This window comes from Limnohabitans simekii (SeqCode), from assembly GCF_965234735.1.
GTDB classification, from domain to species: Bacteria; Pseudomonadota; Gammaproteobacteria; order Burkholderiales; family Burkholderiaceae_C; genus Limnohabitans; species Limnohabitans simekii.
In genome coordinates, this window is sequence record NZ_OZ248547.1 from 1 (window position 1) to 24,156 (window position 24,156).

Genomic DNA, 24,156 nt, shown 5'->3' on the forward strand with positions numbered 1-24,156 from the left:
TTGATCGATGCCGTGTTTGGTACCAAGCGCTCTGTAGCCGCCAATGCCTGTCAGGTATTCCTGAACTACTTGTTGCTTGAATCTCTCGTCATATCTCGCCATGAAAAACACCCCAAAGGTTGGACTGGTGTCCAGCTTTTGGGGTGCAGTTCACAAGTGCGGGGCTTGGTGATGCAGCGCTCTTGAAAAATCAGGCTGCTGTGAGCCAATACCCGGCGTTGAATGGGCTGCTCATGCGCAGTGCCAAGGGCGAGACGTCGACCAATTTGTCGGTGGGCATTTTTTCACCGTCACCCAAGTCGATGCCATGGGCTTCTGCGACGTCAGTGGCACGTTCGCCAGCGGCGGCACGCGCGACCGAGAAAGAGTAGAAGCAGCGGAAAGTTACTTTGCGCTCGGCCCAGAACTCGGCGGCTTCGCGGAACACGTCCAGCAATTGTTCGCGGGCCTCTTTGTCAAATTTGGCATGGGCGGGGATGTGCTCCAACACCACCACAAAACCAGGCTGGGCGCCCGACTTGTACAAAGCATCGCTCATGCTGTCGAACAAGGTGTCGAAGTTTTTGCTGGACTGGGCGGGGAAGATGAACTGCTGAGCCGTCATGTCCAAAATGTCTTGCTTGCTTTGCGCAGAAGCCAGGTTGGCATACAAGAAGTGCTGGCCCAGTTGGGCCGCGGCGTCTTGCAGATCGGCCACGCGAAATGCGCGGATCGACTGAACGATATTGGTTTTGACCGTACGAAGAGGCATGTCCATCGCCACAGTATTCCTAAAAAATGGCCTCTGACAAACACAGAGGCCAAGGGTTAACCCGAAAAAACAATCTGGCCATTATCGGCCAAGGACGGGTTTTTGGCAAGGGCTGTGCATCTCACCTGTGTTCGGCGAAGGGTCAAAATATAAAAAAATGTTGGCGCACACTAGCGCCAAAACAATCTACCTTATTGCATTGATGTCGGCAACCGTGATGGCGGTCATGTTCACAATCCGACGTACCGTGGTGCTGGCGGTGAGGATTTGCACCGGTTTGGCGGCCCCCAGCAACACCGGACCGATGGCGATATTGCCGCCTGCCGCGGTTTTCAGCAGGTTGTAGGTGATGTTGGCCGCGTCTAAATTTGGCAAAACCAGCAAATTCGCATCAGACAGCAAGCTGCTGTTGGGCATCAGGGCCTTGCGTGCAGGTGTGTCAATCGCCACATCGCCGTGCATTTCCCCGTCCACTTCCAGCCAGGGCGCTTGGCGCTGTATCAGGGCCAGGGCTTGGCGCATTTTCACGGCGGTGGGCTGGTTGCTGCTGCCGAAATTCGAGTGCGACAGCAAAGCGGCACGCGGCTCGACACCAAAGCGTTTCATTTCCTCGGCGGCCATGATGGTGATTTCGGCCAATTGCTCGGCGCTGGGGTCGTAATTGATGTGGGTATCGACCAAAAACACTTGGCGGTCGGGCAGCAACAAGGCATTCATACAGGCATAGGTGCTGACACCTGGGCGCAGGCCAATCACTTGGTCGATGTAGTGCAAATGCGAGTCGGGGGTGGACCAGGTGCCGCAAATCAAACCATCGGCTTCGCCCTTGTGCACCATCATCGCGCCAATCAGCGACAGGCGTCTGCGCATGTCGATCTTGGCGAGTTGGGCGGTGACGCCTTTGCGCTCTGTGAGTTGGTGGTAGGTCTGCCAAAAATCGCGGTAACGGTGGTCGTCTTCCACGTTCACCACTTGGTAATCTTTGCCTTCGCTCAGGCGCAGGCCAAAGCGTTCGATGCGCTGGCTGATGATGGCCGGGCGACCAATCAAAATGGGTTTGGCCAAGCCTTCGTCCAGCACGATTTGCGCGGCACGCAACACCCGTTCGTCTTCGCCCTCGGCAAAGCAAATGCGTTTTTTGCTGCCGCGCTTGGCAGCTGCAAAAACCGGCTTCATGGCCGAGCCGGAGGCATACACCAGCGACTGCAACTTTTCCCGGTAAGCGTCCATGTCGGTGATCGGGCGCTGCGCCACACCACTGGCAATCGCGGCCTGCACCACCGCCGGCGCGATCTTCATCATCAAGCGCGGGTCAAACGGTTTGGGAATCAGGTACTCGGGGCCAAACGCCAAGGTTTCACCGGCATAAGCTGCGGCCACCACCTCGCTTTGCTCGGCTTGCGCCAGCTCGGCAATCGCATGCACGGCGGCGATTTCCATCTCCGAGGTGATGGTCGACGCACCAGCGTCCAAGGCACCACGGAAGATGTAGGGGAAGCACAAGACGTTGTTGACCTGGTTGGGGTAGTCGGTGCGGCCGGTGGCCATGATCGCGTCAGAGCGCACCTTCAGCACTTCTTCGGGCAAGATTTCCGGCGTGGGGTTGGCCAGCGCCAAGATGAGCGGCTTGGCCGCCATTTTTTGCACCATCTCGGGCTTCAACACGCCGCCCGCCGACAAGCCCAAAAACACATCGGCGCCGTCAATCACTTCGCCCAAAGTGCGCATATCGGTTTTTTGCACGAACTGGATTTTGTCTTCGTCCATCAACTCGGTGCGGCCTTCATAAACCACGCCAGCCAAGTCGGTGACCCAGATGTTTTTGTAAGGCATGCCCAGCTTCACCAGCATGCCCAAACACGCCAAGGCCGCAGCACCTGCGCCAGAGGCGACCAACTTGACCTGGGCGATGTCTTTGCCCACCACTTTCAAGCCATTCAAGATGGCCGCACCGACCACGATGGCGGTGCCGTGCTGGTCGTCATGGAAGACCGGAATCTTCATGCGCTTGCGCAGTTGGCGCTCGACATAAAAACAATCGGGCGCTTTGATGTCTTCGAGGTTGATGCCCCCAAAGGTGGGCTCGAGCGCGGCGATGATGTCGACCAGTTTGTCCGGGTCTTTCTCGTTCACCTCGATGTCAAACACATCGATGCCAGCGAACTTTTTGAACAGCACGCCCTTGCCTTCCATCACCGGCTTGGCGGCCAGTGGACCAATGTCGCCCAAGCCCAGCACGGCGGTGCCGTTGGTGATGACGGCGACCAAATTGCCCCGGCTGGTGTACTTGTAGGCGTTGTTCGGGTCCTTGACGATTTCTTCGCAAGGCGCGGCCACACCGGGCGAATAAGCCAGCGACAAATCGTGCTGGTTGACCAACTGCTTGGTGGCTTGAATCGCCACTTTGCCGGGGATGGGGAACTCGTGGTATTCGAGGGCGGCGCGGCGCAATTCGGCGCGGGCTTCGGGGCTGGTGTGGTCGGTCGGCGCCGTTTTGCGGTCAGGCATGGTCAATCTCCAAAAACGGCTTCAAAATTTGTAGGTGTACTCGAGGATGGTGGCGTCGCTTTCGCGGGCGTGTGTGTGGGCATCCCAGGCCCGCACCCAGCGGAATTCCAACTCGTGGTGCTCGCCGATGTCAAAGCTGGGGCCGAGTCGAAATTTGTTACGGTCATGGCCGGGCGTGCCGTCCAAGCTGCGCTGCACCCGTACACCCGCAATGAAGCCAAAAAAATCATGTTCATAGCGCAGCGCCAGGTCGGTGTAGCCATAGTTGTAGCGCTCGCTGGGCGTGTTGGCATGCCCCACCAAGGCCCGCACATACATGCCCCAGTCGCCGCCAAACCGGATGTTTTTGCGCACACGCAACGCCACCTTGGTGATGTTGGTTTTGGCCACCACGCCGTCGGTGGTTTCTTGTTCGCGCTCATCCATCAACAGCAGGTCAAAGCGGTTGATCGGGCCGTTTGGAAACATCAAAGCGGGGATGTAGGTGATGGAATGGGTCAAGCCCGTGCCGTCGGGTGATTTTTCTTCTTCTAATTCGATGCCGAACTCGGGGCGGCCGCCCCACAGCAAGGTCTCGGCTGTTGCAAACAGGCTGAACGAGCCTGCCATCCAAAGAACGGCCAAGACACGTCCGTAGCGCCAGAGTGTGTTTGTCATAGGGGGGCGATTTTGCCTGAAGCTTGTCAGGGCTTGAAGAACAGACAGTCTCAAGCCCGCATCAAGGCTTCGATCTCGGCCACTTCCACCGGCACATCGCGGGTGATCAGCTCGCAACCGGTGGCGGTGACGATGGCGTCGTCTTCGATGCGAATGCCGATGTTCCAAAACGCTTGCGGCACATCATCAGCGGGGCGCACATACAGGCCCGGTTCGAGCGTGAGCACCATGCCCGGGTGCAGCACCCGGCTGGGCCGCGCTTGCACCATCAGACCGGTGAGCGGGTCGGCTTTGGCAGGCGTGGTGTTGGCCTCACCTGGCTCGACATAACTGCCGCAGTCGTGCACATCCATGCCCAGCCAGTGGCTGGTGCGGTGCATGTAAAACGGGAAATAGGCTTTTTTCTCCAGCACATCCTCTAGAGAACCATGCTTGGCGGTTTGCAGCAGGCCCAAGTCCAGCAGACCTTGCGACAACACCTTGAGCGCGGCTTCGTGCGGGTCGTTGAAACGTGCGCCCGCTTTGGTGGCGGCGGCAGACGCATGTTGCGCGGCCAGCACCACTTGGTAGAGGTCTTTTTGCGCGGCGCTGAACACACCGTTGGCGGGAAATGTGCGGGTGATGTCCGAGGCATAGCCGTCAAGCTCGCAACCAGCGTCAATCAGCACCAACTCGCCATCTCGGATGGGTGCGGCGTCGGCGCGGTAATGCAGCACACAGGCGTTCGCGCCAGCGGCGACGATCGAGGTGTAGGCGGGGAACTGCGAGCCGTGCTGGCGAAATTCGTGCAGCAACTCGGCGTCCAGGTGGTATTCGCGCACGTCTTGGCCAGCCCGCAACATGCGGGCGCTGGTTTGCATGGCCCGCACATGGGCGTGGGCGCTGATGCGGGCGGCGCGGCGCATGGTGTCTTGTTCTTGCGCGTCTTTGATGAGGCGCATCTCGTCCAACACAACGCACAGGTCTTGCTGCGCCGAGGGGCAGGACACGCCCATGCGGGCTCTTGCGCGAACGCTGGTGAGCCAGCCATCGACTTGTGCGGTCAAGGCGGCGTGGGTGGCGAACGGAAACCAGACCGTGGTTTGGTTTTCCAGCAGTTTGGGCAGCTCTTTGTCGAGCTCATTCACCGAATGGGCTTGGGTCACGCCCAAAGCGGCGGGCGCGGCCTGCGGCCCCAAGCGGATGCCATCCCAAATCTCGCGCTCAAGGTCTTTGGGTTGGCAAAACAGAGTGGTCTGCCCATTGGCGTGGATGACCAGGTAGGCGTTTGGCTCGGTGAAGCCGCTCAGGTAATAAAAGTAGCTGTCGTGGCGGTACGGGAAATCGCTGTCGCGGTTGCGGGCGCGTTCCGGTGCGGTCGGGATGATGGCGACGCCGCCCGTGCCGAGTTTGGCGGCCAATGCGGCGCGGCGTTGCGCGTGAATGGAGGTCATGGCGGGATTGTAGGAGCGGCTTGTTCAACTGCGGTTGGCTTGTTGCGCAACATACTGGCGCAGCACGCCGTCCATGCGCGATTGCCAACCTTCACCCGTGGATTTGAAATAGTCGATCACTTCCGGGCTGTAACGCACCGACACGAGCAACTTTTTGTGGTTCGATTTGGGGCGTCCACGCAGCGTTCGCAGCGGCACCATGTCGCGCAATTGCTGTGCTGAGAGCGGTTGGGCCTCTGGGTCGGCGTTTGCGGCGGCTGTGATGGCCCGGTCCTCGGCGGCTGTCGGGATGCGGATGCGGCTTCGTTCAGGTGTTGTGGACATAGTGATTCGCCTCTCGTTGGTTGGCGCGGCGCAGGCTGATGATTCGGCGAACATCTCCGCGATCGACAAACGCGACATAAAACAGCTTGGGGCTTTTGGGAACCAAGCCAATCATGTGCAATTCACCATAGTTTTGCCGTTCATCCACCCAAACCAGTGCCGCGCTCCAATCAAGCTCTGGGGCCAGAGCGAGGGACAGGCCATGCTTGGCGATGTTGGCTTGGTCTTTGAAGGGGTCAAACGCGATGTCCATTTAATGTAGCTACGCTAAGTTGGCTTGTCAATTGGATTTCAACCGCGCGTGGCAGATGTTGGCGTAAGTACAGCCCTTGAAAAAAGAACGAGAAACTCAAGCAAAAAAATGGGGGTCAGATTCCAATTAATTTGGCGGGATTTTTCTCAGTGCGTGATACAAAATTTCAGCAAAACGCTGAATTTATGTATCATGAAAACGGCTGCAAGCCCCGTCCTTGCTGACCACCCCTCAAAACAAGGCATTTTGAGGCCGCCCCAAAACACCCTTCTCGGAACAATTAAAACAATTGGAATCTGACCCCAATTAATTGAGCTGCGCCAAGCGCTCGGGCGTGCCCACGTCCACCCACAGACCTTCATATAAAGAAGCGCCCACCAGCCCACGGTCCATGGCGGCCCTGAGCATGGCGGCCAAAGGCGCTTTCACACCCTCTGGGTTGCCGGCAGGAATCGGGCACCAGTCGGCTTGAAAGAAAGCGCGTTTGTACAGCGCGATGGTGCTGAACGTGAAAAGCGGCGGCGAAGGCTCTGATGGAAAAGCCCTTGGCGGCTGAAGCCATGCGCTTTCAGGGACGGGCGGTGCCAGCCCCACCTGAGGTTTTGCCAGATTCAAAGCCAAACCCTGCGCCGACAAACCAAAGTCACCGCGCGGGTTGTGCGCGGGGTTGGGCACCAGCCAAATGTGCGCCAAATGGGGGCTGGCTTTGAAGCGCTCAAAGTCCAAAGCAGAAAACGCAAAGTCCGGCGCGAACACATCGCCTGCCGCCACCCAAAACACCTCCTCCAGCAGCGGCAAGGCCCGCACAATGCCGCCCGCGGTTTCCAGCGCTTCGCCTGCGCCGCGCCCTTCGTGGGAATAGCGCAGTTGCAAGCTGGCGGCGGGTGTCATGCCGACATCAGCAACAGTTGGCGAAAAGACAGACCCCAAGGCCGGTTCGATCTGATCGCCCAGCCAACCGGTGTTGATGACCGCCGACGGCACGCCTGCCAAAGCCAAAGCCTGCAAGGGATACCAGAGCAAGGGACGGCCGCGCACGTGCAGCAGGGGCTTGGGTGTGTGGTCGGTGAGTGGGCGCATGCGCTCGCCGCGCCCTGCGGCCAGCAGCATGGCCTGGGCCCGACAACCAGCTTTTTCGCCGGCGTGAGGCGCAGCCTCAGCGGCGGACAAAGGGCTTGTTTCAGGGAGGTTGTTCACGCCAAAGAGTGTAGCCAGCGTCTGGCTAAAATGGTCGACCCTCCCCCCAACGCTTTATTTTTGATCGGAGCCTTTCCCATGGCCAACCACCAACAAATGGCCAGTGCCATCCGCGCACTGGCAATGGATGCGGTCCAGCAAGCCAACTCCGGTCACCCCGGCGCACCCATGGGCATGGCCGACATCGCGGTGGCTTTGTGGGGCGAGCACCTGAAACACAACCCCCAACACCCGCATTGGCCGGACCGCGACCGCTTCGTGCTGTCCAACGGCCACGGCTCGATGCTGATTTACGCGCTCTTGCACCTCACCGGCTACGACCTGCCCATGAGCGAGCTGAAAAACTTCCGCCAGTTGCACAGCAAAACCGCCGGTCACCCCGAAGTGGGCATCACCCCCGGCGTGGAAACCACCACCGGCCCGCTGGGCCAAGGCATCACCAACGCGGTGGGCATGGCGCTGGCCGAAAAACTCTTGGCGTCTGAGTTCAACCGCCCCGGCCACGACATCGTCAACCACCACACCTATGTGTTCATGGGCGACGGTTGCATGATGGAGGGCATCAGCCACGAGGCCTGCGCCTTGGCCGGTGCTTGGAAGCTGAACAAACTCATCGCCTTGTACGACGACAACGGCATTTCCATCGACGGCAAGGTCACGCCTTGGTTCATCGACGACACCCCGGCACGTTTCAAAGCCTACGGCTGGAACGTGGTCACCGTGGACGGCCACGATGTGCAAGCGGTCAGCCGCGCCATCGCCAGCGCCAAGCACAGCGCCGACAAGCCCACGCTCATCGCCTGCAAAACCCACATCGGCCAGGGCAGCCCGAACCGCGTGGACACCGCCAAAGCCCACGGCGAACCTTTGGGCGCTGACGAAATCGCGCTCACCCGCGCCGCCATCCATTGGCCCCACGCCCCCTTCGTCATTCCCACCGAGGTCTACGACGACTGGAGCGCCAAAGACAAAGGGCACAAAGCCGAAGCACACTGGAACCACCAGTTCACGGCATATGCGGCGGCGCACCCCGACTTGGCCACCGCGTTCAAACGCCGCATGGCCGGTGACTTGCCGAAAAACTTCCATCAGACCGTGGTCGATGCGGTGGTGGCCGCCAACACCAAAGCCGAAACCGTGGCCAGCCGCAAGGCCAGCCAATTGGCGCTGGAAGCCTTCACCGCCGCCATCCCCGAGTTGCTCGGCGGCAGCGCCGACCTCACCGGCTCGAACCTGACCAACACCAAGTCCACACCCAATTTGCGGGTCGATCTGGCCGGTCATGTGGTGAAGGACGAGCACGGCCAGGGCGGTCGCCACATCAACTACGGCGTGCGCGAATTCGGCATGGCCGCCATCATGAACGGCATCGCTTTGCACGGCGGCTTCATCCCCTACGGCGGCACCTTCCTCACCTTCTCTGACTATTCACGCAACGCCATCCGCATGGCCGCGCTGATGAAGCAGCGCGTGGTCCATGTGTTCACCCACGACTCGATCGGTTTGGGCGAAGACGGCCCCACCCACCAATCCATCGAACACGCCGCGTCATTGCGCTTGATTCCTGGTTTGGATGTCTGGCGCCCGGCGGACACGGCTGAAACCACCGTCGCTTGGGCCGTGGCTTTGCAAAACGCCAACCGCCCAACCGCCTTGTTGCTGAGCCGTCAAAACCTGCCCTACCTGCCCAAGGGTGACAGCGCCGCCAAAGACGCCAGCGGTTTGGACGCGATCAACAAGGGTGCTTACGTGCTGGCCGAGCCTTCTGAAGTGGGCCTGAACAAAAAAGCCCAAGCGGTCATCATCGCCACCGGCTCGGAAGTGCAACTGGCCCTGAAAGCCCAAGCCTTGTTGGCCGAACACAAGGTTGCTGTGCGCGTGGTCTCCATGCCCAGCACCACCACCTTCGACCGCCAAAGCGTGGCCTACAAATCGGCCGTGTTGCCCCAAGGCATTCCTCGCGTCGCGGTGGAAATGGGCTCGACCGACGGCTGGTGGAAATACGGCGTGTCAGCCGTGGTTGGCATCGACACCTATGGTGAAAGTGCCCCAGCGCCGGTGCTGTTCGAGCACTTTGGCTTCACGCCGAAGAATGTCGCTGAGACGGTGTTGAAGGTGCTGTCGTCACGCTGAAATTCACGGGCTGGCGCGGTCGTTGCCAGCCCTCCCCTTTTTTGAAACTTGAAAGAAGAAAGACCCATCATGGCCATCAAAGTAGGTATCAACGGTTTCGGGCGCATCGGGCGCATGGTGTTTCGCGCCGCGGTGCAAAACTTCAACGACATTGAAATCGTCGGCATCAACGATTTGCTGGAACCCGACTACCTGGCCTACATGCTGAAGTACGACAGCGTGCACGGTCGCTTCCAAGGCGAAGTGTCGGTCGACGGCGGCAACCTGATCGTCAACGGGAAAAAAATTCGCCTCACGCAAGAGCGCGACCCGGCTGCGTTGAAATGGAACGAGGTGCATGCCGATGTGGTGATTGAAGCCACCGGTTTGTTCCTCGACAAACCCACCGCCGAAAAACACCTGGCCGCAGGCGCCAAAAAAGTGCTGCTGTCGGCGCCTTCCAAAGACGACACGCCGATGTTTGTGTACGGTGTGAACCACGCCACCTACGCCGGTCAAACCATCGTCTCCAATGCGTCTTGCACCACCAACTGTTTGGCCCCGGTGGCCAAGGTGTTGAACGACAAATGGGGCATCAAGCGCGGCCTCATGACCACGGTGCACGCCGCCACGGCCACGCAAAAAACCGTGGACGGCCCGTCCAACAAAGACTGGCGCGGTGGCCGCGGCATCTTGGAAAACATCATTCCTTCCAGCACCGGTGCCGCCAAAGCGGTGGGCGTGGTCATCCCCGCGCTGAACAAAAAACTCACCGGCATGTCTTTCCGTGTGCCCACCTCCGACGTGTCGGTGGTGGACTTGACGGTGGAGCTGAACAAGGAAGCCTCTTACGCCGAAATTTGCGCCGAAATGAAAGCGCAAAGCCAGGGCGCGTTGAAGGGTGTGCTGGGTTACACCGAAGACAAAGTGGTGGCCACCGATTTCCGTGGCGAGCCTTGCACCAGCGTGTTTGACGCGGATGCGGGTTTGGCGCTGGACAGTACTTTTGTCAAGATCGTTGCCTGGTACGACAACGAATGGGGTTACTCCAACAAGTGTTTGGAAATGGTGCGGGTCATCGCCAAGTAAAGGTTTTTGTGGTTTCTGAGTTCAAAGACCGCATCTTGGATGCGGCGGCCCACGGGCACAAGCTGCGCATTCAAGGCGGCAACACCAAGCAGTTTTATGGCGACACCCACGCAGACACCCAGGTGCTCGACACCCGGGGCTGGCGCGGCGTGGTCAGCTACGAGCCCAGCGAATTGGTGGTGACGGTCAAGGCCGGTACACCCTTGGCAGAGCTTGAAAGCTTGCTGGCCGAGCAAGGCCAATCCTTGGCCTACGAGCCACCGCACTTCGGCGCGGGTGCCACGGTCGGCGGCATGGTGGCTGCGGGTTTGGCGGGCCCAGCCCGCGCCAATGTCGGCGGTGTGCGCGACCATGTGCTGGGCGTGCAGTTGCTCAATGGCTTGGGCGAGTCGCTCACCTTTGGCGGCCAAGTCATGAAGAACGTGGCCGGTTACGACGTGTCGCGTTTCATGGCGGGCAGTCTGGGCACGCTCGGTGTCATCACCGAGATGTCCTTGAAGGTCTTGCCCGTGGCACCGGCCGAAGCCACGCTGATGTGTGCCCTGTCCCAACATGATGCGCTTGAACTGTTGCACCGCTGGGGCGGGCAAGCCCTGCCGCTGAACGCCAGTGCCTGGGTGCACGACCCCACCGCCAAACCCGCGCAAGACCTGTTGTTTGTGCGCTTGCGGGGCGCGGTGGCGGCCGTCGAGTCTGCTTGCCCGCGCATGATCGCCGAGGTGCAAGCCTTGGGTGGCACCGCTTCGCGCATGGACCAGCACACGGCTGCAGCCGATTGGCAAGCGGGTCGTGAACAAAGCTTGGCGTTTTTCAAAGCGCCTTCGCCTGAACTTTGTTTGTGGCGTTTGAGTCTGCCGCAAACCGCGCCGGTTTTGAATTTGCCCTACGCGCCCTACATTGAATGGCATGGTGCTTTGCGTTGGCTGTGGGCGCCCGCAGAGGCGCACGGTGAATTGCGAAGCGCAGCCCAAACCGCAGGCGGCCACGCCACCTTGTTCCGCCAAGCCCACACCATGAACGCCACACCACCCGTGTTCCACCCCTTGCCGTTGGCGCAGCAGCGCATCCAACAAGCCCTGCAACAGCAGTTTGACCCCAAGGGCGTGTTCAACACGGGTCGCGCAGGTCTTCAGTAAACCTCACCATGCAAACCAACCTCGCCCCCGAATACCAAAACACCGCCGACGGCCAAGAAGCCGAAGCCATCTTGCGCAAGTGTGTGCACTGCGGTTTTTGCACCGCCACCTGTCCCACCTACCAACTGTTGGGCGATGAACTCGATGGGCCGCGTGGCCGCATTTACCTGATCAAGCAAGTGCTCGAAGGCGTGGCGCCCACGCGCGACACCCAACTGCACCTAGACCGTTGCCTGACCTGCCGCAACTGCGAAACCACCTGTCCCAGCGGCGTGCAATACGGCCACTTGGTGGACATTGGCCGCAAGCTGGTGGACGAGAAAGTGCCGCGCCCCGCTGCCGAACAAACCGTGCGCTGGGCTTTGAAAGAAGGCTTGTCCTCACCCTTGTTTGCACCGGCCATGAAGCTGGGCCAATCGGTGCGGGCCTTGCTGCCCGACAGCCTCAAGGCCAAGGTGCCCGAGAGCCGCTCGGCGGGTGTGTGGCCCACCGCCACGCACGAACGCAAGGTGTTGATGCTGGCCGGTTGTGTGCAACCGGCGATGAGCCCCAACATCAACAGCGCCACCGCCCGTGTGCTCGATGCTTGCGGCATTCAAACCATCGTCGAATCACTCGCGGGTTGTTGCGGCGGCGTCAAGTTTCACTTGAACGACCAAGACGCCGCCCACGTGCAAATGAAAAACAACATCGATGCCTGGTGGCCTTATGTGGGCCAAGGCGTGGAAGCGATTGTGATGAACGCGTCTGGCTGTGGCGTCACCGTGAAAGACTACGGCCACATTTTCCGCAACGACCCGCTGTATGCCGAGAAAGCCCGTCGCATCAGCGAACTCACCAAAGACCTGAGCGAGTTGATGCCCAGCTTGGTGCCGCAGTTGCAAAACAAGTTGCAAACACACAAAGCGCAGCAACAAGGCTTGTTGGCGTTTCACCCGCCCTGCACCTTGCAACATGGTCAACAACTCAAAGGCGGTGTCGAAACCCACTTGGGCGCCTTGGGCTTCAAGGTGCGCGTGGCCAGCAATGAAGCGCATTTGTGCTGCGGCTCGGCAGGCACTTACAGCGTGTTGCAACCCACCATCGCCACCCAATTGCGCGACCGCAAGCTGGGCCACCTGAACGAGATGCAACCGCAGGCCATTTTGAGCGCCAACATCGGCTGCATCACGCATTTGCAAAGCGGCACGGCGCTGCCGGTGCGGCATTGGGTGGAAGCGCTGGACGCGGCCTTGGCCTGATGGACCAAGGGGCGGATTCAAACAAGCCTGAAGGTGAAGGTTGGCGCTTGTGAAGTTAACTTTGCTTTAAAACTTCGGCAATGTCTGCCGCCAAGCTGGCCGGTTTGTCCAAAGGCGCATAGCGCTTCACCACTTCACCTTGACGATTCAACAAGAACTTGGTGAAGTTCCACTTGATGCCTTCACTGCCGAGCAAGCCCGGCGCTTGCGCTTTGAGCCATTGAAACAAGGGGTGGGCATTCGCGCCATTGACCTCAACCTTGTCCATCATGGTGAAACTCACGCCATAGTTGGCTTGGCAAAACGCCCCAATTTCTTCATTGCTGCCGGGGTCTTGGCTGCCGAATTGGTTGCAGGGAAAGCCCAGCACCACCAAGCCTTGCGGGCCATATTCTTCGTGCAGCGCTTGCAAGCCGGCAAACTGCGGCGTGAAGCCACAGGCGCTGGCGGTGTTCACAATCAACACTGCTTTGCCCTGCAAATCAGCAAGAGGGAATGCTTGACCGGCGATGGTTTTGGCTTGGAAATCTTGCAATGCAGTCATGGTTTTTCCTTGTTGTTCAACGTGGTGAGCACGGCGGCCAACACAATCAGCGCCCCGCCCCAAAGTTTGCGCTCGCTCAATTCTGCCGCACCCAAGGCCACCGAAGACAAGGTGGCAAACACAATTTCCGACAGCATCACCAGCGAGGTGGTGGCCGCCGGCAAACGGGCCGCACCATATTGCAGGCTCAGGTTGGAGAGCAACATGCACAAGCCAAAGGCCACGGCAATCGGCCACCATGACAGGTCTGGCGGCGCCGCGATCCAACCCACGCTGCTGCCAGCTGTGGCGGTCAAGGCGGTGACCAAGGTGCCACCGGCAAACATGGCGGTCATGCGTTCAGCCTCGGGGGTGTGGGCCATTTTGCGCAGCATCACATTGTTCAAGGCGAAGCTGGCGCCGCCCAACAGCGCCAAATAGTCCCACAGCGATGACGGCCACGGCCAGTCCATCTCTGGGGTTTTCAAGACCAGCGCCACACCGGCCAAGGCCAAACCCAATCGCAACACCGCCAAGCGGTTGGGCCGCTCTCCCAGCAACCACCAAGCCAGCAGCACCGACCAAGCGGGCATGGTGTAAAAAAGCAGCACCACCCGCACCACATCGCCCATGGTGACCGCCCAGTTGAAACCCAAGTTGGTCAGGCCCGAGGCGGCAAACAACCACCAAAGCGCCGGGTGGCGAAGCAGGCCGCGCCAGGCTTGCGGCCGCAGCAAGCTCACGGCCACCAGCGCCAGGCCATACATGAAGGCCGTGGCCCACAGCGGGTGCAAACCACGCAGCTGCATTTCGCGCAGCGGCCACCAAGACACGCCAAACGCCAAGGCATTGAACAGCAAGCCCAACACCGGGCCTAAGACAGGTTGGCGCATGGCTTAAGAATGGCCCGGGTCGCGCCGCGCGATGTCCAGCAAGCGGGCGACTTCTTCCGGGTGGTGCACCAAGTTGCTTTGGTGCCAGCGCTTGATCAGCCACATGCAACCGGCCAGCAACAGCGCAAAGCCCACAATCGCACCAAAGGCCGACAGCCCCAGGCCCGTGGCCAAGGCGTAGAGCGCACCCAGAGCCAAGATGCAAGCTTGTTCGTTGAAGTTTTGCACGGCAATCGAGCGGCCCGCGCCCATCAGGTTGTGGCCGCGGTGTTGCAGCAAGGCGTTCATCGGCACCACCAAAAAGCCGCCCAAGCCGCCCAACAAAATAAAGAAGGGCGCGGCCAACCAGACGTTGTCAATGAAATTCATCACCAACATCAGCAAGCCCATGGCGATGCCCAGGTTCATCAAGCGCGGCGCGTCGACCAGTTTCATGCGCATCGAGGCCACCACGGCGCCTACCGCGGTGCCAATCGCGATCACGCCCACCAAAGCCGAGGCTTGGGTGGTGCTGTAGCCCAGCGCCACCGCGCTCCAAGCCAACACGATGTAGCGCAGGTTGCCACTGGCACCCCAAAACAAGGTGGTGCTGGCCAAGGAAATTTGCCCCAGCTTGTCGCGCCACAGCAGCAGGTTGCAGCGCCAAAAATCAGGCACCAAGGCCAACAGGTTGTAAGCGAAACTGTGCTGGCGTTGACTGTGCATCGGCATCAAGGTGGCACCGGTGTTGGGAATGCGGGTGTTGAACCAAGCGGCCAGTGCGTAAAACAACACCAGCACGCAAATCGCTGCTTCTGGCGGCGTGTCAATCGGCGTGTTGATCAAGGGCAGATCAACGCTGAGCAGTAGAGAGGAAATGTAGGGACCGACCAACTGGCCGCCAAGCAAAACGCCCAAAATGATGGATGCAATTGTCAGACCTTCGATCCAACCGTTGGCCTTGACCAGCAAAGAGGCGGGCAAGAGTTCGGTGAGGATGCCGTATTTGGCCGGCGAGTAGGCGGCTGCGCCCAAACCGACGATGGCGTAAGACAAAAGCGGGTGCGAGCCAAACAGCATCAGGCCGCAACCGATGACTTTGATGCCATTGCTGACAAACATGACATCGCCTTTGGGGCGCGAATCGGCGAAGGCGCCAACAAAGGGGGCCAACACCACATAAAACAAAGCGAACATGGGAACCAAGGCGGCACGCTGCCATTCGGCACCGCCCGAGGCTTTGATCATTTCAACCGCCACCACAAACAAGGCGTTGTCAGCCAAGGAGCTGAAAAACTGGGCTGCCATGATGGTGTAAAAACCGCGCTTCATGTGGGGGCCATCAGTAGAAAAGTGCGGTTTGTAAGGGGAAGAGACAAAGGTTTTGCAAGTTCATAGGCCCAAGAGCGTGTCGAGTTATATCACGGGCTTTGCGGCATTTTGGCCTGCGACAATGCCTGCATGCCTCGCCCGATTCATGCCTTGATCCACCCCGCCGCATTGCGTCACAACTTGTCGCGCCTGCAACAAGCCGCGCCGGATGCGCGGGTCTGGGCGGTGCTCAAAGCGCGGGCTTATGGCCATGGCATGGAGCGGGCCTACGCCGGGCTGCGGGCCGCCGACGGTTTTGCGGTGCTCGACTTGGCCGAGGCGCAGACCCTGCGTGAGCTGGATTGGCGCGGCCCCATTTTGTTGTTGGAAGGCGCGTTTGAGCAACGCGACTTGGAGCTGTGTTCACGCTTGGACCTTTGGCATGTGGTGCACACCGAGGCGCAAATCGACATGCTGAGCCGCCACAAAACGCAGGTGCCGCAACGTGTGTTTTTGAAAATGAACAGCGGCATGAACCGACTGGGTTTTGCACCCGAGCGTTTTCGCGCGGCCTGGGCACGCTTGAACGCTTTGCCGCAGGTGGATGAGATTTCCCTCATGACCCATTTCGCCCATGCGGATACAGCGGTGGGCGTGGACGCGCAACTCGCCGTCTTCAACGCCACCAGCCACGACCTGCCCGGTGAGCGCAGCTTGGCCAACAGCGCGGCTTTGCTGCGCCACGGCCACAACCCCGCCGTGAGTGCGGATTGGGTGCGCCCAGGCATCGCCTTGTATGGCAGTGCGCCCGACCATCCGCTTCACACAGCAGCAGATTGGGGTTTGCGCCCCGCCATGAGTTTGCGCAGCCAACTCATCAGCGTGCAGCAACTGAAGGCGGGTGATGAAGTCGGTTACGGCGGCGTCTTCCGGGCCGAGCGCGAGATGCGCATCGGTGTGGTGGCCTGTGGTTATGCCGATGGCTACCCGCGCCATGCGCCCAGCGGCACACCGGTGTTGGTCAACGGCACACGCACACACACGGTGGGTCGCATCAGCATGGACATGCTGTGTGTGGATTTGACGCCGGTGCCTGCAGCGCAAGTGGGCAGCGAGGCCACCTTGTGGGGCCAGGCCAGCACGGGCGAGCTGCTGTGCATTGACGAGGTGGCTGCTGCTGCGGGCACCGTGGGCTACGAGTTGATGTGCGCCTTGGCACCCCGGGTGCCGGTGGCAAGCGACGAGTGATGTCGCTCAGCTGGTTTTGCGCGACGTGGGCGCGTCAAGAGGTCACGCTTAAGCCGCCCGCCATGGGGACGCATTTTTCTGGTCTTTCGCTCAAAAAATGGTCCCCAGGCCGTGCGGCTCTGAAGTGATGTTTCGGTGCAAGGTTGATTGGATCCAGACAAATTGGTGTGCTGATTTTTCAATCACCATACAAGCCTTTTCAACTTGACCGATGTGCTGGGTCAAACGCGTAGCGAACGTTGCAGCTCCGCTGCGGTGAGCGGCGTTTGAGCCCAGCGCGGCGGGCAAATAGCCAATGAATTGGACTTAATTGGAATCTGACCCCAATTACCCTTGCGCCTCATGACGTCAGGCTTTCACCCCCGCCATTGGTTTCGAGGGCCTTGGCCATGGTCTTGCCCAGCTCCACTCCCCATTGGTCGTAGGCATGCACACCCCAAATGGCCGCTTGGTAAAACACCTTGTGTTCGTAAAGCGCAATCAGCGCACCCAAGCTGTGCGGCGTGAGTTGCTCCAGCCACAACACGGTGCTGGGCACATTGCCAGCAAAGCTGCGGTGCGGCGCCAAGGCCTGCGCATCCGACGCAGACATGCCGCCATCGCGCAGCATCTGCGCGGTGTCGGCCACGCTTCGTCCCAGCGCCAGCGCTTGGGTTTGCGCTTGCAAATTCAGCAGCACCACGCGTTGGTGTTCCGCTGCCAGTGGCAGGCCTGCATGGCCTTGCCGCACGCCGATGAAATCCATGGGCACCAAATGTTGGCCTTGGTGCAAGAGCTGAAAGTAAGCGTGTTGACCATCGATGCCCAAACCGCCCCACAGCACCGGCGCGGTGCCGACGCTGGCGATGCTGCCGTCCAGATGCACCCGCTTGCCGTTGGACTCCATGTCCATTTGCTGCAAAAACGGCACGAAGCGACCCAGCGGTGCAGCGTAGGGCGCCACATGGTGCGTGCTGGCGCCTAAAAAATTCCGATTCCATACGCCCCACAAAGCCATCAAGAGCGGCAGGTTGCGCTCTGGTGGCGTGTGCATCACATGCTGATCCATGGCTTGACCACCAGCCAGCATCTGCAAAAACGCATCCCGGCCAATCGCGATGGCCAAGGGCAAACCAATGGCCGACCAGACCGAGTACCGCCCGCCGACCCAATCCCAAAACACGAAACAGTGCTCTGGCAAAAAACCATCGGCTTGGGCCAAGCTGGGTTTGGCGGTGACCGCCACCAGTTGTTGGGGCAACTGCGATGTGCTGCATCCCGCGTCTTGCAACCAGCGTTTGGCCGAGGCCGCAAGTGTGAGGGTTTCTTGCGTGGTGAAGGTTTTGCTTTGCACGATGAACAAGGTGCGAGAAGCGTCTAAAGGGGCCAAGGTGGTGGCCAAACTCCAAGGGTCGACATTCGACACATGGTGCACTCGCACAGCGGGCGCTTTCAAGTCGGCAGAGAGCTGGCTCAGCGCTTCGGTGGCCATGCGCGGCCCCAGGTCTGAACCGCCAATGCCCAGGTTCACCACGTCTGTGATGGCCTGGCCCTTGAAGCCTTGCAGCGCGCCGTGGCGCAAGCGCTCGGCGAAGTCGGTGAAGCGCACCAGCTCGCGTTGCACATCGGCGCTGATGGCCGCGCCCCAAGGCGGTGATGCGCTCTGGCCAGCCCGCAAAGCCATGTGCAACACCGGCCGGTGTTCGGTGGTGTTGATGGCGTCACCCTTGAACATGGCCTGCGCTTGTTCAAGCACATGGCTTTCGTTGGCCAGTTGCAACAAGGCTTGCATCACGGCAGGCGTCACGCGTTGGCGCGAGGCATCGGCTTGAATACCGGCAGCTTCAAACTGCAAGCTGGCGTTGCGCGAACTGTCTTGCAGCAGCTCGCGCAAATGCGGCGCAGGTGCATCGGCCAAGGCTTGCAAGGCTTGCCACGCGGGGCGTTGTTCGGGGCGGTTGAAGTGGATCATGCGGCGGGCTGTTCAAACGTGGTTCACTGTAGCGCAGGCACGCGAGCCAATGCTTCTTTGGCCAAGGCGGTGATGCGACCCCAGTCTTGCGCGGCCACCACGTCAGCGGGTGTGAGCCATGAGCCGCCCACCATGGCGACATTCGACAGATTGAAATAGTCAGTCATGTTCTCTGGCGTCACACCCCCCGTGGGGCAAAACTGCACATCGCCCAAAGGGCCGGACAAGGCTTTGAGCATGGCCACGCCGCCGGCTTGTGCAGCGGGAAACAACTTCATCAGCCCAAAACCGTGATCGCGTGCGCGCATGACTTCGCTGGGCGTCATCACGCCAGGCATGAAGGGCATGTGGCAGTCCATGGCCGCTTGCACCAGGGCATCACTCATGCCGGGCGACAGTGCAAAACGCGCACCAGCGTCATGCACTTGCTGCATCTCGGCAGCGCGGGTCACCGTGCCCGCACCCACGTGCATTTGCGGCACCTGCTTGGCCACGGCTTCGATGGCTGCCAAACCAGCGCTGTGGCGCAGCGTGATTTCCATCACATCGATGCCACCGGCCAGCAGCGCATGTGCCATCGGCACGGCTTGCGATACGTCGCTGATGACGATGACCGGGACCACGCGAGATTTGAAAACAGGGCGTTGGAAGGTGGGATGGTTCATATGGGCGTTCAACTCGGCATGGATGACAACAAAGGCGACGCGCCTTCTTCGGCCAAGGCGGCGTTGCGCCGAAACAAACCAAACAAGCCTTGGCCACTGCCCCAGCCTTCAGCGGGGCGTGGTGGATGCGGTCGCGCGGCCAGCGCTGCGTCGCTCAGTTCAAGCGTCAGTTCTTGCGTCTCGCAATTGAGCGTCAGCATGTCGCCGTTCATCACCTTGCCAATCGCACCGCCATTCATCGCTTCGGGCGAGACATGGATGGCGGCAGGCACCTTGCCGGACGCGCCCGACATGCGGCCATCGGTCACCAGTGCCACCTTGAAACCCCGGTCTTGCAACACCCCCAACATGGGCGTGAGTTTGTGCAACTCGGGCATGCCATTGGCTTGCGGGCCTTGATGACGCACCACGGCGACAAAATCTTTGTCCAGCAAACCGTCTTTGAAAAGTTGTTGCAGCTCTTGTTGGCTGTCGACCACCACGGCTGGCGCACGAACGATGCGGTGCTCGGGTTTCACCGCCGACACCTTCACCACGGCACGGCCCAAATTGCCTTGCAACAAACGCAGACCACCATCGGCGCTGAAAGGGTTGGCGAAGGGTCGCAACACGGTGTCATCCGCAGACGTGGGGGGGACAGGACGCCACGCCAACACACCGTTGTCGAGCCAAGGTTCATTGGTGTAGTGCTGCAAGCCTTGGCCCATCACGGTGTGCACGTCTTCATGCAGCAGCCCACATTGCAACAACTGTGCGATCAAAAAACCCATGCCACCCGCGGCGTGGAAATGGTTCACATCGGCCGAGCCGTTGGGATAGACCCGGGCCAACAAAGGCACAACGGCAGAAAGTTCGGAGAAGTCGTCCCAGTTGATGAGGATGCCAGCCGCACGTGCCATCGCCACCAAATGCAAAGTGTGGTTGGTCGAGCCGCCGGTGGCCAGCAAACCGACGATGCCGTTGGCCACAGCTTTGGCATCAATTTGGTGGCCCATGCCGATGTCCGCATGGCTAAGTGCCATCGCACGTTGCACAGCGGCTTGGTTCAAGGCTTGGCGCAGTGGCGTGTTCGGGTTGACGAAGCTGGAGCCAGGCAACTGCAGGCCCATGATTTCCATCAGCATTTGGTTCGAATTGGCTGTGCCGTAAAACGTACAAGTACCTGGCCCGTGGTAGGCCGCTTGCTCGGCTTCCATGAGCGTGGCGCGGCTCACCAAGCCTTGTGCAAACTGCTGGCGCACCTTGGACTTGTCGTCGTTCGACAAGCCACTGGTCATCGGGCCTGCAGGCAAAAACAACGCAGGCAAATGGCCAAATTGCAAAGCACCCATGAACATCCCGGGCACGATCTTGTCGCAAATGCCCAGCAACAAGACCGCGTCAAACACGTTGTGCGACAAGCCGACTGCGGTGGCCATGGCAATCACATCGCGTGAGAACAAAGACAAGCCCATGCCGTCTTCGCCTTGGGTGACGCCGTCACACATGGCTGGCACACCCGACGCGACTTGCGCGGTGGCGCCACTTGCGCGGGCCGTGGCGCGGATCATCTCGGGGTAGTGTTCGTAAGGCTGGTGCGCGGACAACATGTCGTTGTAGGCCGTCACGATGCCGAGGTTGGGTTGTCGTTCTTGGCGCAACACCAGTTTGTCGGAGGCGGGCATGGCGGCATAGGCGTGGGCCGCGTTGGCGCAGCCCAAGCCTTCGCGGTACGGGCCGGGTTTGTGCGCCTGCGCCAAGTGCGCCAAATACGCTGCGCGGCTTGCCGCACTGCGTTGTTCAATGCGTTGTGTGACGGCGGCCAGTGTGGTGTTCAACATGTTGTTGCTTTCAAGGGGACAGCCACAGGGTGACCGAGGTGCGGTTTTGGTGCAAGATGATGGAGACGGGCAGCGCCAAACTGGCTTGGGCTTTGGCGCTTGCCAACACGGAAAGTTTGTCCGTGCCGCTGATCGGCAAAACAATGTGCCGCGCACTCAGCAACATGCTGAGGTTTTGCGAGATACGCGCATAGGGCGCATGGGCCGGTGGATGTTTCAATTCAATGGCCACACATGCGGGCGGTTGCGTCAGGTCCATCGCCAAGGGCAAATTCGGTGCCTCAGGAAACAAGGATGCCGTGTGGCCATCCGTGCCCATGCCCAACACCAAGACATCGGCGTCACCCAAGACGCGCAAGCTTGTCGTGGCTTGCGCAGCCATCTGGGCAGGTGTGCTCAAAGGCAAGTCATCTGCAATCATCGGCACCAAGCGTGCTGCTTGGGCTTGGTCTTTGAGCAAATGGGTGCGCACCAAGAGCGCGTTGCTGTCGGCATGGGTGTTGGCCACACAGCGCTCATCGGCCAGCGTGACGGTCACTTGATGCCAAGCCAAGGGCAACACGCGAAGCGCCTGAAACAAGGCGATGGGAGACTTGCCACCCGACACCGTCAACACGGCTTGTCCACGCGCATCAATGGCCGCTTGCAAACGGGCGGCGATGTCTTGCGCCAACGCAGCTGGCAGGTCTGCAGCGCTTCGTTCTTCGGTGTGTAGCCGCGTCTTCATCAGCTTTCCTCGAACCAAGACAGTTCATCACGCGCCATCAACGCCGATGAAGCCGCTGGCCCCCAACTGCCTGCCGAGTAAGGTCGAGGTTTGTCATCCAACTCGGCCCAACCGGCCAAAATCGGATCCACCCAAGCCCAGGCGGCTTCCAGTTCATCGCGGCGCATGAAGTGCGTCAAGCGACCTTTGATCACGTCCATCAGCAAGCGTTCATAAGCCTCGGCGCGGCGTTTCTCAGAGGACTGTTGCAAGTCCAAACCCAAGTGCACGGGGTGCATCTTCATGCCGGTGCCGGGTTCCTTCACCATCATGGCGAGTTCAATCGATTCTTCGGGTTGCAGCGAGATGATGAGCCGGTTGGGTTCGCTCATGTCGCTTTGGCCAAACACCGAAAAGGGCTGCTCGGCAAACTCGATGATGATTTCCGATTGGCGGTTTTGCAGGCGTTTGCCCGTGCGCAAAAAGAACGGGACCTGCGCCCATCGCGCGTTGTTGATGTGCAAGCGCAGCGCCACAAAGGTTTCGGTGCGGCTGTCGGGTGGCACGTTCTCTTCGTCCAAATAGCCTTTCACCGCTTGGCCTTCAGAGGCGCCTGAGGTGTACTGGCCGCGCACCGTGTCGCGCTTGATGTCGGCCAAACCCATGCGGCGCAACGAGCGCAGCACTTTGAGTTTTTCGTCGCGCACATCATCTGCATCCAGAGAGATGGGTTGCTCCATGGCGACGATGCACAGCAGTTGCAGCAAATGGTTTTGCACCATGTCGCGCATCGCACCTGCGCCATCGTAAAAACCTGCACGACTGCCCACGCCCACAGTTTCAGCCACGGTGATTTGCACGCTCTTGATGTAAGGCGCCCGCCACAAAGGCTCGAAGATGGCGTTGCCAAAACGCAGCACCATCAGGTTTTGCACGGTTTCTTTGCCCAGGTAATGGTCGATCCGGTAAATCTGTGGCTCGTTGAAATACTGGGCCACCTCTTGGTTGATGGCGCGTGCCGAGGCCAAGTCGGTGCCCAAGGGTTTTTCAAGCACCACCCGCGACTGCGCATCCACCAAGCCGGCGCTGTGCAAATGCGCACAAATTTGGCTGAACAAACTCGGCGCGGTGGCCAAATAAAACACCCGCAAGCGTGGCGTGTTGCACACTGTTTTCAAAGCGGCATAAGCAGGTGCGGAGCTGACATCCAAACTCACATACACCAAGCGCTTTAAAAAGCCTTGCCACGCGGCGCGGTCAAAACTGCTGGCGTCGATGAAGCCGGGTGACTTCTCATCGATGAACTTCAAATACGCAGCCGTGTCCCAAGCTTGCCGACCCACGGCCAGGATGCGTGTGTCGTCACTGAGTTTGTCGTGGGCATGCGCCATGTAGAGCGCGGGCAGCAGTTTGCGAAACGACAAGTCGCCTGCGCCGCCAAAAATCACGATGTCCAGGCCGTTGGAAGTTGAAACAGGTGTGCTCATGAATATCTTTTTTGAAGCAGGTTGGTTTTCATCTGGCGAAGTTGCGGCTGCAACACCGCCCGGTCGAGTTGCAAGGCCACGGTGGTGGTGAGGATGTCGATGATGAGCAAATGCAAGAGGCGCGACACCATGGGGCTGAATTTTTCATAACTCTCGGGATGATCGGCCGCAAGGTGGATCTGACCTGCTTTGGCCAAGGGTGAACCCGAGGCCGTGATGACCACGGTGGTGACCCGGTTTTTGTGCGCGATTTCACAGGCGTCGAGCAGGTCCCGGGTGCGACCTGAATTCGAGATCAGCACCAAGCAGTCGCCGGGCTTGAGCAAGGATGCGCTCATGATTTGCAAATGGCCATCGCTGTGGGCGCTGGTGTGAAAGCCCAGCCTGAAAAATTTGTGCTGCGCGTCTTGCGCCACGAAGCCCGAGTTGCCCACACCAAAGAATTCCAACCGCTTGTTTTTGCGTTGGGTTTGGGCCATGGCTTTGGCAGCTTTTTCAATCGCGGCACCGGAGGCGTCGTTGCGGTATTTCAAAAAAGCCGCCGCCGCGTTGTCAACCACTTTCACCAAAACGTCGCCCGCTTTGTCATCGGCGTTCACGTTGCGGTGGATGAACGGCACGCCTTCGCTCAAGCTGCCAGCCAACTTCAGTTTGAAGTCGCTCAAGCCTGCATAACCCAGGCTTCGGCAAAACCGAACCACCGTGGGCTTGCTGACCTGGGCCTGTGCAGCCAACTCAGCGACAGCCGTGTTGGCGAAATGCCGGGCGTCTTGCAATAACAACTCGCCCACCTTTTGTTCTGAAGGTGAGAGGGTGTGCAACGAGGCCTGAATGCGGTCCAACATGAGATGTAACTTTTTTGACTCGAGGAA

20 protein-coding genes and 1 pseudogene are annotated in these 24,156 nt (G+C 59.9%); 5 read left to right on the forward strand and 16 right to left on the reverse strand.

The genetic code is table 11. The annotated features are described in order from the left end of the window. Positions 1-361 precede the first annotated feature (361 nt). The 7 genes and pseudogenes from AC8GFP_RS13380 to AC8GFP_RS13410 all read right to left on the reverse strand — a co-directional run. Positions 362-757 (reverse strand): annotated as a pseudogene (locus AC8GFP_RS13380) (barstar family protein); the annotation flags it as partial. A 180-nt stretch (positions 758-937) separates the two neighbouring features. Further along, entirely contained in the window at positions 938-3,259 is a 2,322-nt protein-coding gene (locus tag AC8GFP_RS13385) for an NADP-dependent malic enzyme (protein ID WP_506614011.1), read from the reverse strand. 21 nt (positions 3,260-3,280) lie between these two features. Continuing rightward, the gene (locus tag AC8GFP_RS13390; protein ID WP_506614014.1) at positions 3,281-3,916 is read right to left on the reverse strand and encodes a hypothetical protein; all 636 of its coding nucleotides are present in this window, start codon (positions 3,914-3,916) and stop codon (positions 3,281-3,283) included. 50 nt (positions 3,917-3,966) lie between these two features. Continuing rightward, a complete protein-coding gene (locus AC8GFP_RS13395; protein ID WP_506614016.1) occupies positions 3,967-5,349 on the reverse strand; it encodes an aminopeptidase P N-terminal domain-containing protein in 1,383 nt (460 codons plus the stop codon). 24 nt (positions 5,350-5,373) lie between these two features. Next, complete coding sequence (locus AC8GFP_RS13400; protein ID WP_506614018.1) at positions 5,374-5,673, reverse strand: BrnA antitoxin family protein; 300 nt, start codon at positions 5,671-5,673, stop codon at positions 5,374-5,376. Beyond that, entirely contained in the window at positions 5,657-5,926 is a 270-nt protein-coding gene (locus AC8GFP_RS13405; RefSeq protein ID WP_506614020.1) for a BrnT family toxin, read from the reverse strand. Before AC8GFP_RS13405 ends, AC8GFP_RS13400 begins: the two co-directional genes overlap by 17 nt. A gap of 306 nt (positions 5,927-6,232) precedes the next feature. After that, positions 6,233-7,036, reverse strand: coding sequence for a nucleotidyltransferase family protein (locus AC8GFP_RS13410; RefSeq protein WP_506614058.1), 804 nt, complete (start codon positions 7,034-7,036; stop codon positions 6,233-6,235). Positions 7,037-7,201: 165 nt separating this feature from the next. Between AC8GFP_RS13410 and tkt the strand changes: the two genes are divergently transcribed. The 4 genes from tkt (at position 7,202) to glcF (ending at position 12,701) form a co-directional block, all read left to right on the forward strand. Then, complete coding sequence (gene tkt, locus AC8GFP_RS13415; RefSeq protein WP_506614022.1) at positions 7,202-9,256, forward strand: transketolase; 2,055 nt, start codon at positions 7,202-7,204, stop codon at positions 9,254-9,256. A gap of 69 nt (positions 9,257-9,325) precedes the next feature. Further along, positions 9,326-10,324: a type I glyceraldehyde-3-phosphate dehydrogenase gene (gap, locus tag AC8GFP_RS13420; RefSeq protein ID WP_506614025.1), complete on the forward strand. Its 999-nt coding sequence runs from the start codon at positions 9,326-9,328 to the stop codon at positions 10,322-10,324. Between the two features lie 8 nt (positions 10,325-10,332). After that, the gene (gene glcE, locus AC8GFP_RS13425) at positions 10,333-11,460 is read left to right on the forward strand and encodes a glycolate oxidase subunit GlcE (protein WP_506614027.1); all 1,128 of its coding nucleotides are present in this window, start codon (positions 10,333-10,335) and stop codon (positions 11,458-11,460) included. Between the two features lie 8 nt (positions 11,461-11,468). Beyond that, positions 11,469-12,701, forward strand: a complete 1,233-nt coding sequence (gene glcF, locus AC8GFP_RS13430; RefSeq protein WP_506614029.1) for a glycolate oxidase subunit GlcF — start codon at positions 11,469-11,471, stop codon at positions 12,699-12,701. Positions 12,702-12,756: 55 nt separating this feature from the next. Here the strand turns inward: glcF and AC8GFP_RS13435 are convergent, their stop codons facing one another. From AC8GFP_RS13435 to lplT, 3 genes are read right to left on the reverse strand one after another with little or no spacing between them, the layout of a single operon-like run. Then, positions 12,757-13,245: a glutathione peroxidase gene (locus tag AC8GFP_RS13435; RefSeq protein WP_506614031.1), complete on the reverse strand. Its 489-nt coding sequence runs from the start codon at positions 13,243-13,245 to the stop codon at positions 12,757-12,759. Then, positions 13,242-14,117 (reverse strand): DMT family transporter, encoded by an 876-nt coding sequence (locus AC8GFP_RS13440; protein WP_506614033.1) that lies wholly within the window; start codon positions 14,115-14,117, stop codon positions 13,242-13,244. Before AC8GFP_RS13440 ends, AC8GFP_RS13435 begins: the two co-directional genes overlap by 4 nt. A 3-nt stretch (positions 14,118-14,120) precedes the next feature. Then, positions 14,121-15,428: a lysophospholipid transporter LplT gene (lplT, locus tag AC8GFP_RS13445; protein WP_506614035.1), complete on the reverse strand. Its 1,308-nt coding sequence runs from the start codon at positions 15,426-15,428 to the stop codon at positions 14,121-14,123. Positions 15,429-15,557: 129 nt separating this feature from the next. On the opposite strand from lplT, the gene alr reads away from it, so the two are divergent. Beyond that, positions 15,558-16,655, forward strand: a complete 1,098-nt coding sequence (gene alr / locus AC8GFP_RS13450; RefSeq protein ID WP_506614037.1) for an alanine racemase — start codon at positions 15,558-15,560, stop codon at positions 16,653-16,655. 340 nt (positions 16,656-16,995) lie between these two features. Here alr and pgi read toward each other — a convergent pair whose 3' ends face one another. From pgi to AC8GFP_RS13480, 6 genes are read right to left on the reverse strand one after another with little or no spacing between them, the layout of a single operon-like run. Then, positions 16,996-18,606 (reverse strand): glucose-6-phosphate isomerase, encoded by a 1,611-nt coding sequence (gene pgi, locus AC8GFP_RS13455; RefSeq protein ID WP_506614039.1) that lies wholly within the window; start codon positions 18,604-18,606, stop codon positions 16,996-16,998. 23 nt (positions 18,607-18,629) lie between these two features. Beyond that, a complete protein-coding gene (gene eda / locus AC8GFP_RS13460; protein ID WP_506614041.1) occupies positions 18,630-19,271 on the reverse strand; it encodes a bifunctional 4-hydroxy-2-oxoglutarate aldolase/2-dehydro-3-deoxy-phosphogluconate aldolase in 642 nt (213 codons plus the stop codon). An 8-nt stretch (positions 19,272-19,279) separates the two neighbouring features. Then, positions 19,280-21,091 carry a phosphogluconate dehydratase gene (edd, locus tag AC8GFP_RS13465; RefSeq protein WP_506614043.1) on the reverse strand — a complete coding sequence of 604 codons (1,812 nt, stop codon included), beginning with the start codon at positions 21,089-21,091 and terminating at the stop codon, positions 19,280-19,282. A 10-nt stretch (positions 21,092-21,101) separates the two neighbouring features. Continuing rightward, positions 21,102-21,818, reverse strand: a complete 717-nt coding sequence (gene pgl / locus AC8GFP_RS13470) for a 6-phosphogluconolactonase (RefSeq protein ID WP_506614045.1) — start codon at positions 21,816-21,818, stop codon at positions 21,102-21,104. Then, positions 21,818-23,284: a glucose-6-phosphate dehydrogenase gene (gene zwf, locus AC8GFP_RS13475; RefSeq protein ID WP_506614047.1), complete on the reverse strand. Its 1,467-nt coding sequence runs from the start codon at positions 23,282-23,284 to the stop codon at positions 21,818-21,820. Before zwf ends, pgl begins: the two co-directional genes overlap by 1 nt. Then, positions 23,281-24,129, reverse strand: coding sequence for a MurR/RpiR family transcriptional regulator (locus AC8GFP_RS13480; protein WP_506614050.1), 849 nt, complete (start codon positions 24,127-24,129; stop codon positions 23,281-23,283). The genes zwf and AC8GFP_RS13480 overlap by 4 nt, the downstream gene beginning before the upstream one ends. Positions 24,130-24,156: the final 27 nt, after the last annotated feature.

Excerpts from the sequence above, each read along its gene's own strand:
- AC8GFP_RS13410 (WP_506614058.1), bottom strand. The coding sequence starts at position 7,036 with ATGCTGCTGGCCGCAGGGCGCGGCGAGCGCATGCGCCCACTCACCGAC.
- AC8GFP_RS13435 (WP_506614031.1), bottom strand. The coding sequence starts at position 13,245 with ATGACTGCATTGCAAGATTTCCAAGCCAAAACCATCGCCGGTCAAGCA.
- AC8GFP_RS13440 (WP_506614033.1), bottom strand. The coding sequence starts at position 14,117 with ATGCGCCAACCTGTCTTAGGCCCGGTGTTGGGCTTGCTGTTCAATGCC.
- AC8GFP_RS13385 (WP_506614011.1), bottom strand. The coding sequence starts at position 3,259 with ATGCCTGACCGCAAAACGGCGCCGACCGACCACACCAGCCCCGAAGCC.
- gap (WP_506614025.1), top strand. The coding sequence starts at position 9,326 with ATGGCCATCAAAGTAGGTATCAACGGTTTCGGGCGCATCGGGCGCATG.
- AC8GFP_RS13390 (WP_506614014.1), bottom strand. The coding sequence starts at position 3,916 with ATGACAAACACACTCTGGCGCTACGGACGTGTCTTGGCCGTTCTTTGG.
- lplT (WP_506614035.1), bottom strand. The coding sequence starts at position 15,428 with ATGAAGCGCGGTTTTTACACCATCATGGCAGCCCAGTTTTTCAGCTCC.
- AC8GFP_RS13480 (WP_506614050.1), bottom strand. The coding sequence starts at position 24,129 with ATGTTGGACCGCATTCAGGCCTCGTTGCACACCCTCTCACCTTCAGAA.
- glcF (WP_506614029.1), top strand. The coding sequence starts at position 11,469 with ATGCAAACCAACCTCGCCCCCGAATACCAAAACACCGCCGACGGCCAA.
- alr (WP_506614037.1), top strand. The coding sequence starts at position 15,558 with ATGCCTCGCCCGATTCATGCCTTGATCCACCCCGCCGCATTGCGTCAC.
- pgi (WP_506614039.1), bottom strand. The coding sequence starts at position 18,606 with ATGATCCACTTCAACCGCCCCGAACAACGCCCCGCGTGGCAAGCCTTG.
- AC8GFP_RS13400 (WP_506614018.1), bottom strand. The coding sequence starts at position 5,673 with ATGTCCACAACACCTGAACGAAGCCGCATCCGCATCCCGACAGCCGCC.
- AC8GFP_RS13395 (WP_506614016.1), bottom strand. The coding sequence starts at position 5,349 with ATGACCTCCATTCACGCGCAACGCCGCGCCGCATTGGCCGCCAAACTC.
- zwf (WP_506614047.1), bottom strand. The coding sequence starts at position 23,284 with ATGAGCACACCTGTTTCAACTTCCAACGGCCTGGACATCGTGATTTTT.
- edd (WP_506614043.1), bottom strand. The coding sequence starts at position 21,091 with ATGTTGAACACCACACTGGCCGCCGTCACACAACGCATTGAACAACGC.
- AC8GFP_RS13405 (WP_506614020.1), bottom strand. The coding sequence starts at position 5,926 with ATGGACATCGCGTTTGACCCCTTCAAAGACCAAGCCAACATCGCCAAG.
- eda (WP_506614041.1), bottom strand. The coding sequence starts at position 19,271 with ATGAACCATCCCACCTTCCAACGCCCTGTTTTCAAATCTCGCGTGGTC.
- tkt (WP_506614022.1), top strand. The coding sequence starts at position 7,202 with ATGGCCAACCACCAACAAATGGCCAGTGCCATCCGCGCACTGGCAATG.
- pgl (WP_506614045.1), bottom strand. The coding sequence starts at position 21,818 with ATGAAGACGCGGCTACACACCGAAGAACGAAGCGCTGCAGACCTGCCA.